This is a genomic window from Mesorhizobium sp. B2-8-3 (genome assembly GCF_006440815.1).
Taxonomy (GTDB): Bacteria; Pseudomonadota; Alphaproteobacteria; order Rhizobiales; family Rhizobiaceae; genus Mesorhizobium.
In genome coordinates this window covers 35,217-50,230 of sequence record NZ_VFTW01000007.1, presented here as the reverse complement: position 1 = coordinate 50,230, position 15,014 = coordinate 35,217, and the positions used below count along the sequence as shown (strand labels likewise).

Here is a 15,014-nt window from a genome sequence, read left to right as displayed (position 1 = left end):
CCTATCAAAGGCCGCATTTCGGAGTTAACCATGGGATGCTTTCGGGATTAACCTGGGGATGATGGAAGCGCGGGAGTCGATCGGGACAACTGGACGGATGCCGGTGGTGCATGCCCGCGCCGCTGCTTCCGCCACGTCGGGCCGTTTGAGGTTTGCCCTGCGCGTCTGCGGTTTCATCGTTCTCGCCGCGCTGGTGCTTTTTGCCGGCGGCTTCGGCTGGTTCGCCGACAAGGTCAGCCATATGACCACCCCGCTCAACCCGGCCAGGGCCGACGCCATCATCGTGCTCACCGGCGGTCAGTCGCGGCTCGACGCGGCGATGGACCTGCTGGCCTCCGGCAAAGGCGAACGCCTGCTGATCAGCGGCGTCCATCCATCGGCCACCAAGCGCCAGCTGCAGGCGGCAATGGGCGGCGACAAGCAGCTCTTCTCCTGCTGCGTCGATATCGACCGCGCTGCGCTCGACACCATCGGCAATGCCGAGGAAAGCGCCAAATGGGTGGAGAACCACGCCTATGGCAGCATCATCATCGTCACCAACAATTACCACATGCCGCGCAGCCTGCTCGAAATGAGCCGGCTGCTGCATGGCGCGCGCCTCGAGCCCTACCCGGTGGTCAACACCAATCTCGGCAATGGCGGCTGGCTGACCAAGCCGGAGGCCCTGCGCGTGCTGCTGACCGAATACAGCAAATATGTGCTGTCGCTGGCGCGCGGCTTCCTGCCGCTCCGCGCGGCGCCCGAGGGCGTCACGCTGGCGGAAGCATCGACTATGGTGAAGAACTAAACCTTAGCCGCCGCATTCTCGCGCAGACGCGCAATCTCCTGCTCCAGGCCTTGCGATGCGCCGGTCGCGCTCGGCCAGCGCCGCCGCGACATCCGCCGCCTCGAAACGCTGCGGGATGTGCTGCGGGCAATTGGCATCCCAGGCCGTGACCGTGAACAGGATCGCCTGCTCCGGCCGCGCCTTGTAATCCGGCGGCATCAGCCTCGCCGTCAGCTCCGGGTCATTTTCGACGACACCCGCCCTGCCCCAGATCTTGATGCGCTGCCTGAGCATGTAGTCGATCAGGAACAGGAAAGCCTGGTCGTTGTCCTCGAGATTGCCCTGGGTGATGAACTGCCGGTTGCCGGAAAAATCGGCAAAGCCGATCCTGTGCTCGTCGAGCACCTTGAGGAAGCCGGCAGGCCCGCCGCGATGCTGGATGTAGGGCTGGCCTTCGGCGTTTGCCGTCGCCAGGAACACGCTGGTCTGCGCTTCGATGAAGGCGGCGAGGTCGGCAGTGATCGTCGCCCGCCAGCCGCCGCGCTGCTCGACGCGCGCATAGGAGTCGCGCGACCCCTTGCGGGACTGGATGGCCTTGACGGTCGGCGTGAAGGCGACGTCGCTGGTGAATTCATTCATGCTGGCGCTCCTCTGACAGGATCGCACATGATTTAGCTCCTTCCGAAAATCGGATGTAGGGAGCATATTTGTAAGGTATCCTTCCAGATTTCGGGAGAATAATGGATCGCCTCCACGCCATGTCGCTGTTCGTCGCCACGGTTGAGGCCGGCAGCCTGTCCGCCGCGGCGCGGCGCGTCGGCGTGCCGCTGCCGACCGTCAGCCGCAAGCTCTCCGAACTGGAGAAGCACTTAGGGACGCGCCTGCTCAACCGCTCGACGCGGCGGCTGACGCTGACCGATCCCGGCCAGTCCTATCTCATCGCCTGCCGCCGCATTCTCGACGAGGTGAGCGAGGCCGAGCGCTCTGCTGCCGGCGAATACCTCAATCCAACCGGTGAGTTGGCCATCACCGCGCCGGTCGTCTTCGGCCGCTTGCATGTGCTGCCGGTAATCACTGGCTTTCTAGCCATCTATCCGCAAGTGGACGTCCGCCTGACCTTGTCGGACCGGATCACACAACTGGCCGAGGAGCATATCGATCTGGCGGTGCGCATCAGCGAGCTGCCGGATTCGGCCATGGTTGCAATCCGCATCGGCTCGATCCGCCGCATCGTCTGCGCAAGCCCCACCTATCTCGCCCTACATGGCACGCCGGAGAAACCATCAGAGCTCGCGGGCCACAACTGCGTCACTTTCGAAGGTCTCGCCGCGCCCGCGACCTGGACTTTCGGCACGGGCAAGACGGAGATCGTTGTGCCGGTGCGCTCGCGGCTGCAGGTCAACACCGCGGAAGCAGCTCTCGATGCCGCGATTGCAGGCTTGGGCCTGACCAGGGTTCTGTCCTACCAGGCCGACGCTGCCGTGCGCGCCGGCGCGCTGCGGGTGGTGCTGGAGCCGTTCGAGCCGCCGCCCTGGCCGGTCAGCCTCGTTCATGCCGGCCAGGGCCGGCTGCCGGTGAAGCTGCGCGCCTTCCTCGATTTTGCGGCACCGCGCCTGAAGGAGCGGCTGGCGCGGTCGCTTTAAGCAATTCCCGGAAAAGTGCATCGCGGTTCGGTTCGGCGACTTCGCCGTAACCCTCCGTCCGAAATTGCGGCAAGCAAGAGTGGCCGGCATTCGACCCCGTGCCGTTTCCTTTTTGCCGCCGCTTGGTGTAACCAACGCACACTTCCTCACGGGCCCCTTGCATGCTCATCATCCGCTCGCTGGCGTTCAACCTCGTCTTCTATCTCAACCTGATCGTCCAGATGATCTTCTGGACGCCCTATTATTTCCTGTCGCCGCGCCACCGCGCCTGGTTCGTGCCGAAATTCTGGTCGCGCACCTCGATGTGGCTCTATGACAAGATCGCCGCGACGACGAGTGAGATCACGGGTGTCGAGAACTTGCCCGAAGGCTCCTTCATCCTGGCGCCGAAGCATCAGTCCTTCTGGGACGCGATCGCCTTCTTCCCCCATCTCGACGATGCCCTCTACATCCTGAAGCGCGAGCTGACCTGGATCCCCTTCTTCGGCTGGTACATCATGAAGATGCGCATGATCCCGGTCGATCGGGGCAGCCGCTCGAAGGCGCTGAAGGCGGTCGTTGCCGCCACCAGGCAGGAAATGGATCGCAATCCGCGCCAACTCATCATCTACCCCGAAGGCACGCGCCGCCCGCCGGGCGCCGAGCCGTCCTACAAATACGGCATTGTCGAGATCTATTCGCAACTGGGCGTGCCGGTGGTGCCGGTCGCCCATGTCGCCGGCCTCTACTGGCCGCGCCGCAAGTTCCTGCGCTATCCCGGCACCATCAAGGCCCGCTTCCTGCCGCCGATCCCGCCCGGTCTCGGCAAGGACGAATTCATGCAGCGGCTGATCGGCGAGACCGAAGCCGCCTGCGATCAGATGCTTGTCGAGGCGGCGCAAGCGCCGAACCCGCCGCCCATGCCGCCGACTGCAGTGAAGCGGCTGGCGGAGCTCGGCGCGACCGCGAAGACCTGATCGGCTACCGCAACGCCGCCAGCGCAGTCGTCAGCACGAGCGTGGCGGCAAACGCCAGATTGATGATCCGCGAGGCCAGCGGATGGCGCAGGAAGCGCGCGAAAGCCGTTCCGGCAAGCAGCCACGCCACATGGATCGCGACGATCATCGCGGCAAGCACCATTAGCCTGGTGGAAATGCCGAGCGTATCGGCCCGCGACGCTGCGCCGGCGAACACGGCGCCGATCGCCACATAGGCTTTCGGATTGGCGATGGCGAGCATGAAGCCGCCGAGAAAATCAGGTTTCGTCGCCATGCTGCCGCGCTCGGCCAATGGCGGCGCGGTCGCGATTCTGAAAGCGAGATAAAGGATGTAGGCCGCCGAGGCGGTCGCCAGCACCGGCGCCACTCCCGGCAGCGAGGTCAGCATGCCGAAAATCCCGGCCGCCACCGCCAGAAGCACGGCGATCGTGCCGAGCGCCACGCCAGAGGTGTAACGCAGGGAAGGACGCAGGCCGAACGCCGCGCCAATGGCGGTGACGCTGATCGTCGCCGGTCCCGGACTGCCCATCACGACCGTCGCGGCCACGATAAGCGCCAGCACTTGCTGCCAGGGCTGCGCTTCGCCCAAGATGCCGTCGGCCATGCCGTACCTCCTCCTGCCGCGATGCGACAGGATTTACGAGGGATCGTCATGGCCGTCTTGGACGATCGTGCGAAATGCTATGAGCTGGCGCGGTCCAGCGCCCCGATATCGTCGGCTGAAAGCTTGAGCGACGCGGCGCGGATCAGACTGTCCATCTGGGCGGGCGTCGTGGCGCTGGCGATCGGCGCGGTGACGCCCGGTCGCGCGATGATCCAGGCCAGCGCCACTTCCGCCTGCTTGGCCGAATGGCGCTCGGCCACGGCATCGAGGGCGGAAAGGATGCGCATGCCGCGCTCGTTGAGGTAGCCGGCAACGCCCTCGCCGCGCGCGCTTTTCCCGAGATCGGCCTTGCTGCGGTATTTGCCGCTCAAAAATCCCTTGGCCAGGCTGAAATAGGTGATGACGCCGATATCCTCGGCCTTGCATAGGTCGAGCAGCGGTCCGTCGAGCGACGAGCGGTCGTACAAATTGTATTCAGGCTGCAGCACCTCGTAGCGCGGCAGGCTGCGCAGGCTGGCGACGTCGAGCGCCGCGCGCAACTGCCCGGCATCGAGATTGGAACAGCCGGCATAGCGGATCTTGCCCTTTTCGAGCAGGCGCTGATAGGCGCCGAGCGTTTCCTCGTAAGGCGTGGTCGGATCCGGCCAGTGCGACAGATAGAGGTCGATGACATCGACCTGCAGCCGCTTCAGTGACGCGTCGATCGCCTTTTCGATATAGGCGGCGGAAAGGTCCTTCTTACCTTGCCCCATGTCGGAGCCGACCTTGGTGATGACGACGACATGATCGCGGTTGCCGCGGCTTTTCATCCAGTTGCCGATGATGGTTTCCGATTCGCCGCCCTTGTTGCCGGGAACCCAGCGCGAATAGGCATCGGCCGTATCGACGGCATTCAGGCCGGCGCCCACGAACCGGTCGAGCAGGTCGAAGGAGGTCTTCTCGTTGGCGGTCCAGCCGAAGACGTTGCCGCCCAGGACCAGCGACGCGATGGAAAGGTCGGTGCGACCGAGACGGCGTTTCTGCAAGACTGATCTCCGTGATGCTGGAAAGGGCTTGAGGCCCAAGGGATGGGGTTGCCGCTAAGCTAGGTCGTGCCCGGCGGAGGTCAAAGGCATGGTTTTGCTTTTTGATCGGACCAGGGCAATTCCAGCAAAAGTGCGCAGCGGTTGGGCTCGGCGGTTTTGCGTAGCCTTGCGCCCGGAATTGCGTAAAAACAAAGAGATAGAGCCCATTGAAGGCGAAATTATTTTCGCCGGAAATGCTCTTCACGAAGGCGCGATCCGGCGGCCCACCTCCTCCAGCCAGTGATCGCGGATGCCGAGCGCCTTGAGATGCTCGAGCGTGCTCAAGACATAGTCCTCGTTCCGGCCGGACTGGCCGACGGCGCCGCGAACGACCTCTGCGGCGTGATCGGCATCGAGCCCGCCGGCATATTGCTCATGCTGCCGGTCGACGGTGTAGGCGACCGCCTCGACCGAACCGCCGCCATCCAGCCGGACATCGAGCATGCGTTCGAGATAGACGCTGGTCACCAGCTCACGTTCGCGCAGGTAGGAAAGCACCTCGTCGCGCAAATTGCCGGGAACACGGTATGCCAGGCCGATGCAGGAGCCGCCCCGGTCGAGGCCGAGCACCAGGCCCGGCCGGGTGCGTGTGCCGCGATGCACGAAGGAATAGACGCAAAGCGAGCGGCGATAGCCGTAAAGCCGGGCGCGGCGCGTCTCGACATGGGCAAATCCGGGCCGCCAGATCAGCGACCCATAGCCAAAAACCCAAAAATCGCCCATATCGCCAAGCCTGATCGCATTCGAGTGAACGACACCGCACCGCCAAGGTGCTTCTTCTGTCCCCCGCTTGTTTGCGTGAGAGTGAATGCCCGCTCGCTGGATGAGGGGTTAACGAGAGCCGCAGCATGACGTCAAGTGACGAGCGATCACCCAAACCTCGCCGCCGGCTGTTCTGGCTTGCCGCGTTCATCCTCGTGCTGTTCGCCATTTACAGCGGCGGCTGGTTCTATCTCGCCGACAGGCTCAAGACCGAGGCCGACCAGGCGGTGGCGAGGCTGGGCAGCAAGGGGATCGCCGCCGGCTGCGCCAACCTCGCCGTCACCGGCTATCCGATGAGCTTCACGGTCTCCTGCGACAACATCGCCTATGAGGACGACGCCCGGAAGGTCGCCGCCTCCACCGGAAGCTTCAATGCCGTCGCCGGGATCACCGGACCCTTGTCGCCGGTCGCCGATCTGCGCGGGCCGCTGCGGACGATGGCGCCCGGCATGCCGCCGCTCTGGATCGACTGGGACCAGTTGCAGGCCAATGTCAAAGTGTGGTGGCCGCTGCCACGGAGCGTTTCGCTGCAGGCTGAAGGCTTGAACGGTCAGACCGATCCGCAGGACGACACAGACCCGATGCAGTTGTTCAGCGCCGGCAAAGCGGCCGGCCAGTTGCAGCCGGCCGGCCAGGACATCAACTATGTCGGCAGCTTCGGCGATCTGGAGATCAATGCGGATGCCATCGACGGACGCGTGCTGCCGGCGTTGGACGGCAGTGGCGACGTAACGCTGAAGAACGGCGTGGCGCTGATCGCCGCGCCGCCGAAGAGCCTGCGCGGCCAGTCGATCGACATCGCCAAGCTCGACCTGTCGTCGGGAACCGCGCGCATCACCGTTTCCGGGCCGGTCTCCGTCGACGCGGAAGGCCTGATCGACGCAAGCCTGACGATCAAGCTCAAGGACCCCAAGGCGGTGGCGGCCATCCTTGGCGGTGCCATGCCGGAGCACAAAAACGAAATCGACCAGGGCTTTGCCGCCATTGCCATGCTTGGCAAGGAACCGTCCTTGCCGCTCAAGATCGTCAAGGGCAAGGCCTCGCTGGGCTTCATCCCGCTTGGCAAGATCAAGCCGTTAGAGTAGCGCAGCGATGGCGCGGCCGGTCAGACTGCTCAGCGTCGGCGCCTTCACCCTCGACACGATCCTTCGCGTCGAGGCGCTTCCCGCGCATCAAGGCAAGTTCATCGCCAGCGACGGCGTCCAGATCGCCTCCGGCATGGCGACGAGCGCCGCCTGCGCCGCGCGGCGCCTCGGCGCCGAGGTCTCGCTATGGGCAAGCGCGGGCGACGATCCGGTCGGCGACCAGTTGATCGCCGACATAGAGGCCGAACGCGTCGACTGCAGTCTCATCCGCCGCGTCGCCGGCGCGCGTTCGGCGCTGGCCGCGATCCTGGTGGATGCGCATGGCGAGCGCGTCATCGTCCCCTTCTACGACAAGAAGGCGCAAGCCGATCCCGAGGCGCTGCCGCTCGCCGACCTTTCCGCCTTCGACGCCGTGCTGGTGGATGTCCGCTGGCCGGGCGCCGCGGCGCTTGCTCTGAGCGCGGCCAGATCGATCGGCCGCCCGGCGATCCTGGATGCCGACACCGCGCCCATCGAGGTGCTGGAGCGACTGCTGCCCTTGGCCTCGCACATCGTCGCCTCGGAGCCGGCGGCGCGCATCGTCTGCGGCCACGCGCTCGACCCCGCAAGCGCCTGCGCCGACCTTGCCTCGCGCACCGATGCCTTCGTCGCGGTGACCTGCGGCGCGGCAGGCACATGGTGGCATGACCGGGCGATCGGGCGCGTGCGCCATGTCGAGGCACCGAAGGTCAAGGCGGTGGACACACTCGCCGCCGGCGACGTCTTCCACGGCGCCTTCGCCGTCGGCCTCGCCGAGGCCATGCCCATGGAAGAGGCCCTGCGCTTCGCCAGCGCCGCCGCCGCGCTCAAATGCCTGCGCTTCGGCGGCCGCCTCGGCGCGCCGGATCGAGCCGAGACGCTAGCGATGATGGCGGCGCACTGGCCACCAGCCCGAGAAGGCAAAGGGAGCTGAGATTCAGGTCAGGCCGAGTCGAAAATGGTGGGTCCCGAGAACCGGAGCGGAGCGTACTTGAAGTACGTGAGCACCGGAAGCGCAGGGAGCTGCCATTTGCAGGCCGGCCTCACCTGAACATCAGTTCCCTTTGGGATGCTCGACGGCCTGCCGACCGAAGTCCGGCACATCGATGTCTTGTCCGGCCTCGATGATCGAGCGGCGGACGGCGCGGGTGCGGGTGAAGAGATCGAAGAGTTTTTCGCCGTCGCCCCAGCGGATCGCCCGCTGCAGCGACGCCAGATCCTCCGAGAAACGCGCCAGCATCTCCAGAATGGCATCCTTGTTATGCAGGCAAACATCGCGCCACATGGTGGGATCGGAGGCTGCAAGACGCGTGAAGTCGCGAAAGCCGGAGGCGGAATATTTGATGACTTCGCTCTTGGTCACCGCTTCCAAATCGTCCGCCGTGCCGACGATGTTGTAGGCGATGATATGCGGCAGATGCGAAACGATCGCGAGCGTCATGTCGTGGTGCTGCGGGTCCATCGTATCGATGTTGGAGCCGCAACGCCGCCAGAATTCCGAAAGCTTCTCGAGCGCCGCGGGATCGGTGCCCGGCAGCGGCGTGAAGATGCACCAGCGGTTCTCGAAGAGGTCGGCGAAGCCGGCATCGGGTCCGGACTTTTCCGTGCCGGCCAGCGGATGGCCGGGGATGAAGTGCACGCTTTCCGGCACATGCGGCTGCATTTGCGCGATGACCGAGGCCTTGGTCGAGCCGACATCGGTAAGGATGGCGCCTTTCTTCAGCGTCGGCGCGATCTCGGCCGCGACCTCGCCGGACGAGCCGACCGGCACCGAGACGATGACGAGGTCGGCGTCACGCGCCGCTTCGCTGGCATCCGTCGTGTAGGAATCGCCAAGGCTTAGCTCCTCGGCGCGCTTCAGCGTCGATGCGCTGCGCGTCGCGATGGCGATATGGCGCGCCAGGCCCTCGCGGCGGATGACGCGGGCGAGCGACGAGCCGATCAGGCCGATGCCGACCAGCGCTATTTTCTCGAACATCGGTGATGTCATGGTGTTCTAGCTTTTCAGGAAGGTCTTGAGCGCGTCGATGACGCCGCGATTGGCCTCTTCGGTGCCGATGCTCATGCGCAGCGCATTGGGAAAGCCGTAGCCGGTGACACGGCGCAGGATGTAACCGCGCGCACTGAGATAATCGTCCGCTGCCGCCGCCGAGTGCTTCTTGCCGTCGGGAAAATGGATCAGCACGAAATTGCCGACGCTGGGCGTGACGCGCAGGCCGAGCCCGGTCAGCTCCGCGCTGAGCCAGGCCAGCCATTTCTCGTTATGCGTCGCGCTGCGCTCGATATGGGCGCGGTCGCGGATCGCGGCGATGCCGGCCTCGATCGCGGTGGCATTGACGTTGAACGGGCCGCGGATGCGGTTGATTGCATCGACGATATGTGCCGGGCCGTACATCCAGCCGATGCGCGCGCCGCCAAGACCGAGCTTGGAGAAGGTGCGGGTCATCACCACGTTCTCGGAGCTGCCCGCCAGCTCGATGCCGGCTTCATAGTCGTTGCGCCGCACATATTCGGCATAGGCCGCGTCGAGCACCAGCAGCACATCCTTCGGCAATGCCGCGTGCAGCCGGCGCACTTCCTGGAACGGCACATAGGTGCCGGTCGGATTGTTCGGATTGGCGAGGAACACGATCCGGGTCGCCGGCGTCACCGCGGCCAAAATCGCATCGATGTCGGCGCGCTCGTCGGTTTCCTTGACCGCGACCGGCTTGGCGCCCGCCGCCTGGATGTAGATCTTGTAGACCATGAAGGCGTGCTCGGTGAACACGGCCTCGTCGCCCGGCGCGAGATAGGTCTGCGCCAGGAGCCCGAGGATCTCGTCGGAGCCGTTGGAGCAGATGATGTTTGCCGGGTTCAGCCCATGCACTTCGGCGATCGCCTCGCGCAGCCGGCGGGCGGTGCCGTCGGGATAGACGTCGAGCTTCGCCGCCACTTCGCGTGCGGCCTCGATCGCCTTCGGCGAGGGCCCGAGCGGATTTTCGTTCGACGACAGCTTGTAGACTTTCGTCACGCCGGCGGGCGCGGTGCTTTTTCCCGGCACATAGGCCTCGATGTCCATGATGCCCGCGCGGGGCGTCGGACGGGGCTGATCCTGCTTCATGTCGCAAATCCATCGAGAAGGCCTTCAAGGCCGCAGCGGAAATACAGGCCACGGGCTGGAATGTCGAGTGCCGGCGCCTGGTGCATGCGGACCGCCCGCGAGGATCAGGCCTTGAAATCACACCGCGTCTCAGGAGCCAGTCATGACTTCGTCGAATCGACGAGGGCGCGGAACCCCTCCAACTCCTCTTCGGCAATGGCCGCGATCTCGGCCTTGCCGGGGTAGCTGCCGCCGTCGACCTCCTTGCGGAAGGCGCTGAGCGCGTCGATCCGGGCGTCGCGTACCTGCTGGTGCAACGCGGCCAGCTTGCCCCAGGCCCGCGCGTGGCGAGGGAGACGGGTCGACTCACCGCAGATGTCTGACGTGAACAGGAAGATGACGTCCGGCTCGGCGCCCGAGCCGAGCGACACGGTCACCAGCGAGGTGCGGCGGTGGATTTCCGCCATCAACGCCGCCGGTATGATCTCGCACTCGACCGCGAAGGCGCCGGCATCCTCCAGTCGCCGGAACTGGTCCCAGAGCTCGACCGCCTCGGCCGCAGTCTTGCCGACCGCCCGGATGCCGCCGACCCAGGTCGATTTGCGCGGCACGAAACCGAGATGGCCCATGACCGGTATCCGTTCATTGGCCAGAATGCGGACCGTGTCGAAGCCGCGTCCGGTGATGACGGCGTCCGCGCCAGAGGTGATTGCCGAAAAAGCGGTGCGCAGGATCTCGTCGCCGGTCACCGCGTCGGCGAAGCCGAGCGCGGCCGTTACGAAGACGCGGCGCGACCCCTCGCGGACGCGGGCCACATTGGCCGCCCGGCAGACGACCATCTCGATGCCGGCCGCCTCGGCCGCGGCGGCCTCGTCCGCCGTCTCGGCGGTCACCTGGGCGACGCGGTGGCCAGCCTGCCGCAATGCGCGCAGGCCGGCCACCGTGATGCTCCGCTCGACCTCGCGGCCGCCGAAATCGAAGATCTTCGGCACGCTCAGCCCTTGAGTTTCTTGGCGTAGTAGTCGGGCGCGACAACGCCGGGCTTGGAGAACCAGGCCGGAACGTCGACACCGGAATAGAGCAGAATGTTGCCCCAGGGGTCGAAGGCGCCGGTGCGCACGATCACCTTGGCCTTGGCGGCCATTTCGCCGAGAATGGCCTCGTGCTTGACGGTTTCATGGTCGGCGTCCGGGAACAGGCGCTTCACCTTCGCGAGCAGCGGCGCGTTGTGCACGGGCAGCGTGTCGGCATAGGCGACGCGTTCAGCGATCAGGTTGGCCGCGATCGGCGTCAGCACGGTCTCGAGATCGGGAACGTCGGGCGCGATGGCGAGGTCGATGCGCCATGCGCTCGACGGAATGGGAAAACCCGCGTCGCAGACGATCATCAGGTCGCCATGCCCCATGGAGGCGATGGCGTGAGCGAGTTCGGCGTTAAGCAGTCGGTTGCGGTTCACGGTTGCTCCTTCCATACGGTTTTCATGGCTTCGGCATAAAGCGCGTCGGCCTGGGCGCGCTGGGGCAGGCCGGGAATGACGCCGAGCCTGGTGCAGGCGATCGCGCCGCAGGCGACGCCGAAACGCACGGCCTCGACGATGCCGCGGCCTTCGGCAAGCGCCATGGCGAAGCCCGAATTGAAGGCATCGCCCGCGCCGGTCGTGTCGGTGACCTCCACCGGCACCGCCGGCACCATGACGTCGATCTCGTCGGTCAGGATCAGCGCGCCGCTGCGGCCGAGTGTGACGACGACGTTGCGCACGCCGCGCCGCCGCAATTCCCGAGCGAGTTCGCGCGAGGACCTTGGATCGTCGGCGGGCAGGCCGAGCAGGATGCGCAGTTCGCTTTCATTCGGAGTGAGGTAATCGACCCAGGCGAAGATCGTGTCCGGCAGCTGGCGCGCCGGCGCCGGGTTGAGGATCGTCCTTGCGCCATGCTTGCGGCCAAGCTCCATCGCCCGCGTGGCGGCGGCCGTCGGCACCTCGAGCACGGTCATGACGACATCGCTTTCGGCGATGCGCGCCTCGGCCGTGTCGACCGTGGCTGCGTCCATCAACTCGTTGGCGCCCATGTCGAGGATGATGAAGTTCTCGCCCTTGTCGTTGAGGATGATGAAGCCGACGCCGGTCGCCCGCTCCGTCCGCGTGCTCACAAGGCCGGTGTCGACGCCTTCGATTGCATAGAGATCGGTGGCGATGCTGGCGAGCTTGTCGGTGCCGAGGATGGCGAGCAGCGACGACGAAGCGCCCAGACGCGCCGTTGCGACGGCCTGGTTGGACCCCTTGCCGCCCGGACCCATGTCGAAATCGGTGCCGAGCATGGTTTCGCCGAAAATGGGCAGCTTGGGCGCCCGCATGGTCAGCCCGACCGCGAAGCTGCCGACGATGGTTATCTTTGGCTTGGTCATCCGCATTCCCGTCTCACGATGTCATGGCGCATGCGAGGATCGCCGTCTCGGTGATAGCCTGGCCGGTGAGTTCGCCCGACAGGCGGCCGTCGCGCAGCACAAGCACTCGTTCGGCATTCATGATCAACTCCGGTATCTCCGAAGAGATCATGACGATCGCCATGCCTTCGCCGGCGATGCCGCGCAGGATCGAGTAGATTTCCGACTTGGCGCCGACATCGATGCCGCGTGTCGGCTCGTGCAGCACCAGCACGCGCGGATTGGTGACGAGGCTGCGGCCGAGGATGATCTTCTGCTGGTTGCCGCCCGAAAGCGTTCCCAGTTTCTGGCCGAGATGTGAAATCCGCGCATCGAGCCGCGCGACCTGGGCGCGGGCCTCGCGTTTCACCGCGCCGCGCCGCACGAAGCCGGCCAGCGAAAAGCGCGGCAGCGAGGCGGAGACGACATTGTCGGCCACGCTCATCTGCAGAAGGCCGCCGGAACCGCGCCGGTCGGCCGGAACGAAGGACATGCCGAGGCGGATCGCGGCAAGTGGATCGGCGCCGCGCAGTTCCTTGCCGTCGATGGTGACCTTGCCGCGCCGGGTGCAGAGCCCGAAAAGCGCGTCGCCAAGTCCGTCCTTGCCGGAATCGGGAAGTCCGCCGATGCCGAGGATCTCGCCGCCGCGCACGCTGAAGCTGACGTCCTCCAGCCCCGCCGCCTCGAGCTTCTCGACTGTCAGCACGGTATCCTCGTCTTCAGGCCTGGGTTCGACCTGAAGCGACCATTGCATGGCGGCGTCGAGGTCGCGGCCGACCATGGCCCGAATGAGCTGGTCCTCCGACAGGCCCTCATTGTCCATCGTCACGATCGTGCGGCCATCGCGCATCACCGTGACGCGGTCGGCGATATCCAGCACCTCGCGCAGATGGTGCGATACGTAGATGATGGTCACGCCCTCGGCGCGGAGCTGCCTGACGACCTCGAACAGCCTTTCGCTTTCGCGTTTGGAAAGCGCCGAATTCGGCTCGTCGAGCACGAGCACGCGGGCATTCTGGCGGATGGCGCCGGCGATTTCGACCAATTGCATCTCGGCGACCGAGAGGCGGCCGACCTTGGTGTCGGGGTCGAGGCCGCCCATGCCGAGCCGGGTGAGCGCATCGCGCGCCTCCCGCCGCATCATATCGCGCGGCAGCAACGAAACGGCAGAGCGCGCCGCCATGTCCGACATCATGATGTTTTCGGCCACGCTCATCGTCGGGCAGAGCGCCAACTCCTGATAGACGACAGTGATGCCGTGGGCGCGGCTATCGAGCGGGGAGGAAAGTTTCACTTCCCTGCCCTCGACCAGAAGCTTGCCGCCATCGGGGCGCAGGTCCCCGGCCAGGATGTTCATCAGCGTCGACTTGCCGGCGCCGTTCTCGCCGATCACGGCGTGAACCTCGCCGGCCCGGAAGCCGACGGAAATACGGTCAAGCGCGAGCACACCGGGAAACCGCTTGGTTACGCCGGCGATCTCGACGATGTTTGCGAAGGAGGGGGCGGCCGTCATCGAGCTGGCTCGACGGGCCGGCGGAACCTGCGGCCCGCCGGCCCGTCACGCTGGCATTGTTACTTCTTGGCCACCTCGGCAATGTTCTCCTTGGTGTAGACGCCGACGCCGGTGTCGAGGTTCTCGATCGTCTGGCCCTTGAGGAACTGGACGAGGAGGTCGACCGCGGCGAAGCCCTGCTTTTCCGGAGCCTGGTCGATGGTGGCCTGCACGTCGCCGCTCTGCACGAGCTGCACGGTCTGGTCGAGCAGGTCGAAGCCGACCACCTTCACCTTGTCGGCCGCCTTATTGCGCTCGACCCAGGTGCCGGCGGCGGGAGTGGAGCAACACTCCAGCGACAGGATGCCGGAGATCGAGGGGTTCGCCAGCATGGCGTTCTCGATCGCCGAATAGATCTTCTGCGGATCGGTGCCGGTGTTCAGCGTGCTGACCACCTCTAAGCCGGGCTCGGCCTTCAGCGCCTCGCGCGCGCCTTTTTCACGGTCGAGCGACCACTGGGCGGCGGCGTCGATGGTGGTGATCATCACCTTGCCCTTGCCGCCGAGGACCTTGGCCATCAGTTTGCCGGCCTCACGGCCCGACTGCACGAGATCCTGCCCGGCGAAAGCTAGGCGCTTGCTTTCGGGATTGTCGGTGTTGAACGTGACGACCGGGATACCGGCGGCGATCACCTTGTCGATCAGCGGCGCCAGCGCGTCGGTCGACACCGATGAAATCGCCAGGCCGTCCATCTTGCCCATCAGCGTCTCGATCTCGCTGATCTGGCCGTCGGCATCGGCGCCGACCGGGCCAATGAACTGCGCGCTGACCTTGTCCTCGGTCGCCGCCCGCTGCACGCCGGCCTTCATGAACGGCGCGAATTCGTTCGAGACGTCATGGTAGGAAACGTAGATGTCGAGCGGCTGGCCTGCGGCAATCTTGGCCTTGATGCGATCGGCGAGCGAGAAATCGGCGAGCTTGGCCTCGGCATGCGCGAGCGTGGGCAGCAGGCTGAGCGCCGCCGCGAGAATGACGTGTCTGATTTTCATGGATAGTCCTCCCTTTTTTGTTTGGCTTGATTGCCCTCAGAGCATGATGCCGAA

At 65.6% G+C, this 15,014-nt stretch carries 15 protein-coding genes and 1 pseudogene; 5 read left to right on the top strand and 11 right to left on the bottom strand.

What is annotated here, in order from left to right; all coding sequences use genetic code 11:
- Nucleotides 1-58 precede the first annotated feature (58 nt).
- Nucleotides 59-787 (top strand): YdcF family protein, encoded by a 729-nt coding sequence (locus FJ418_RS13325; protein WP_140866038.1) that lies wholly within the window; start codon nucleotides 59-61, stop codon nucleotides 785-787.
- Here the strand turns inward: FJ418_RS13325 and FJ418_RS13320 are convergent.
- Nucleotides 784-1,405 (bottom strand): annotated as a pseudogene (locus FJ418_RS13320) (pyridoxamine 5'-phosphate oxidase family protein). The gene FJ418_RS13325 and the pseudogene FJ418_RS13320 sit on opposite strands and share 4 nt — an antisense overlap.
- A gap of 101 nt (nucleotides 1,406-1,506) precedes the next feature.
- On the opposite strand from FJ418_RS13320, the gene FJ418_RS13315 reads away from it, so the two are divergent.
- Nucleotides 1,507-2,409, top strand: a complete 903-nt coding sequence (locus tag FJ418_RS13315; protein ID WP_140866035.1) for a LysR family transcriptional regulator — start codon at nucleotides 1,507-1,509, stop codon at nucleotides 2,407-2,409.
- A gap of 161 nt (nucleotides 2,410-2,570) precedes the next feature.
- Nucleotides 2,571-3,365, top strand: coding sequence for a 1-acyl-sn-glycerol-3-phosphate acyltransferase (locus FJ418_RS13310; protein WP_140658772.1), 795 nt, complete (start codon nucleotides 2,571-2,573; stop codon nucleotides 3,363-3,365).
- Nucleotides 3,366-3,369: 4 nt separating this feature from the next.
- Here FJ418_RS13310 and FJ418_RS13305 read toward each other — a convergent pair whose 3' ends face one another.
- The 3 genes from FJ418_RS13305 to FJ418_RS13295 all read right to left on the bottom strand — a co-directional run bounded on the left by FJ418_RS13305 (nucleotide 3,370) and on the right by FJ418_RS13295 (nucleotide 5,777).
- Nucleotides 3,370-3,990 carry a LysE family translocator gene (locus FJ418_RS13305; RefSeq protein WP_140866032.1) on the bottom strand — a complete coding sequence of 207 codons (621 nt, stop codon included), beginning with the start codon at nucleotides 3,988-3,990 and terminating at the stop codon, nucleotides 3,370-3,372.
- Between the two features lie 77 nt (nucleotides 3,991-4,067).
- Entirely contained in the window at nucleotides 4,068-5,015 is a 948-nt protein-coding gene (locus FJ418_RS13300) for an aldo/keto reductase (RefSeq protein WP_140866029.1), read from the bottom strand.
- 240 nt (nucleotides 5,016-5,255) lie between these two features.
- Nucleotides 5,256-5,777 (bottom strand): gamma-glutamylcyclotransferase, encoded by a 522-nt coding sequence (locus tag FJ418_RS13295; protein WP_140784054.1) that lies wholly within the window; start codon nucleotides 5,775-5,777, stop codon nucleotides 5,256-5,258.
- 125 nt (nucleotides 5,778-5,902) lie between these two features.
- Here FJ418_RS13295 and FJ418_RS13290 point away from each other — a divergent pair, with 125 nt between their 5' ends.
- Nucleotides 5,903-6,901: a DUF2125 domain-containing protein gene (locus FJ418_RS13290; protein ID WP_140866026.1), complete on the top strand. Its 999-nt coding sequence runs from the start codon at nucleotides 5,903-5,905 to the stop codon at nucleotides 6,899-6,901.
- 7 nt (nucleotides 6,902-6,908) lie between these two features.
- Nucleotides 6,909-7,853 carry a sugar kinase gene (locus FJ418_RS13285; RefSeq protein WP_140866023.1) on the top strand — a complete coding sequence of 315 codons (945 nt, stop codon included), beginning with the start codon at nucleotides 6,909-6,911 and terminating at the stop codon, nucleotides 7,851-7,853.
- 120 nt (nucleotides 7,854-7,973) lie between these two features.
- On the opposite strand, the gene FJ418_RS13280 is transcribed toward FJ418_RS13285, so the two are convergent.
- The 7 genes from FJ418_RS13280 to FJ418_RS13250 form a co-directional block, all read right to left on the bottom strand.
- Nucleotides 7,974-8,909, bottom strand: a complete 936-nt coding sequence (locus FJ418_RS13280) for a prephenate/arogenate dehydrogenase family protein (protein ID WP_181166924.1) — start codon at nucleotides 8,907-8,909, stop codon at nucleotides 7,974-7,976.
- A gap of 6 nt (nucleotides 8,910-8,915) precedes the next feature.
- The gene (gene hisC, locus FJ418_RS13275; protein ID WP_140658765.1) at nucleotides 8,916-10,019 is read right to left on the bottom strand and encodes a histidinol-phosphate transaminase; all 1,104 of its coding nucleotides are present in this window, start codon (nucleotides 10,017-10,019) and stop codon (nucleotides 8,916-8,918) included.
- A gap of 140 nt (nucleotides 10,020-10,159) precedes the next feature.
- A complete protein-coding gene (locus FJ418_RS13270) occupies nucleotides 10,160-10,990 on the bottom strand; it encodes a 3-methyl-2-oxobutanoate hydroxymethyltransferase (protein WP_140866017.1) in 831 nt (276 codons plus the stop codon).
- A gap of 2 nt (nucleotides 10,991-10,992) precedes the next feature.
- Complete coding sequence (gene rbsD / locus FJ418_RS13265) at nucleotides 10,993-11,454, bottom strand: D-ribose pyranase (RefSeq protein ID WP_140858623.1); 462 nt, start codon at nucleotides 11,452-11,454, stop codon at nucleotides 10,993-10,995.
- Nucleotides 11,451-12,401 (bottom strand): ribokinase, encoded by a 951-nt coding sequence (locus FJ418_RS13260; protein WP_246683037.1) that lies wholly within the window; start codon nucleotides 12,399-12,401, stop codon nucleotides 11,451-11,453. The genes rbsD and FJ418_RS13260 overlap by 4 nt, the downstream gene beginning before the upstream one ends.
- Nucleotides 12,402-12,414: 13 nt before the next feature.
- Complete coding sequence (locus FJ418_RS13255) at nucleotides 12,415-13,932, bottom strand: sugar ABC transporter ATP-binding protein (protein ID WP_140866011.1); 1,518 nt, start codon at nucleotides 13,930-13,932, stop codon at nucleotides 12,415-12,417.
- Between the two features lie 59 nt (nucleotides 13,933-13,991).
- Complete coding sequence (locus FJ418_RS13250) at nucleotides 13,992-14,960, bottom strand: sugar ABC transporter substrate-binding protein (RefSeq protein WP_140704860.1); 969 nt, start codon at nucleotides 14,958-14,960, stop codon at nucleotides 13,992-13,994.
- Nucleotides 14,961-15,014: the final 54 nt, after the last annotated feature.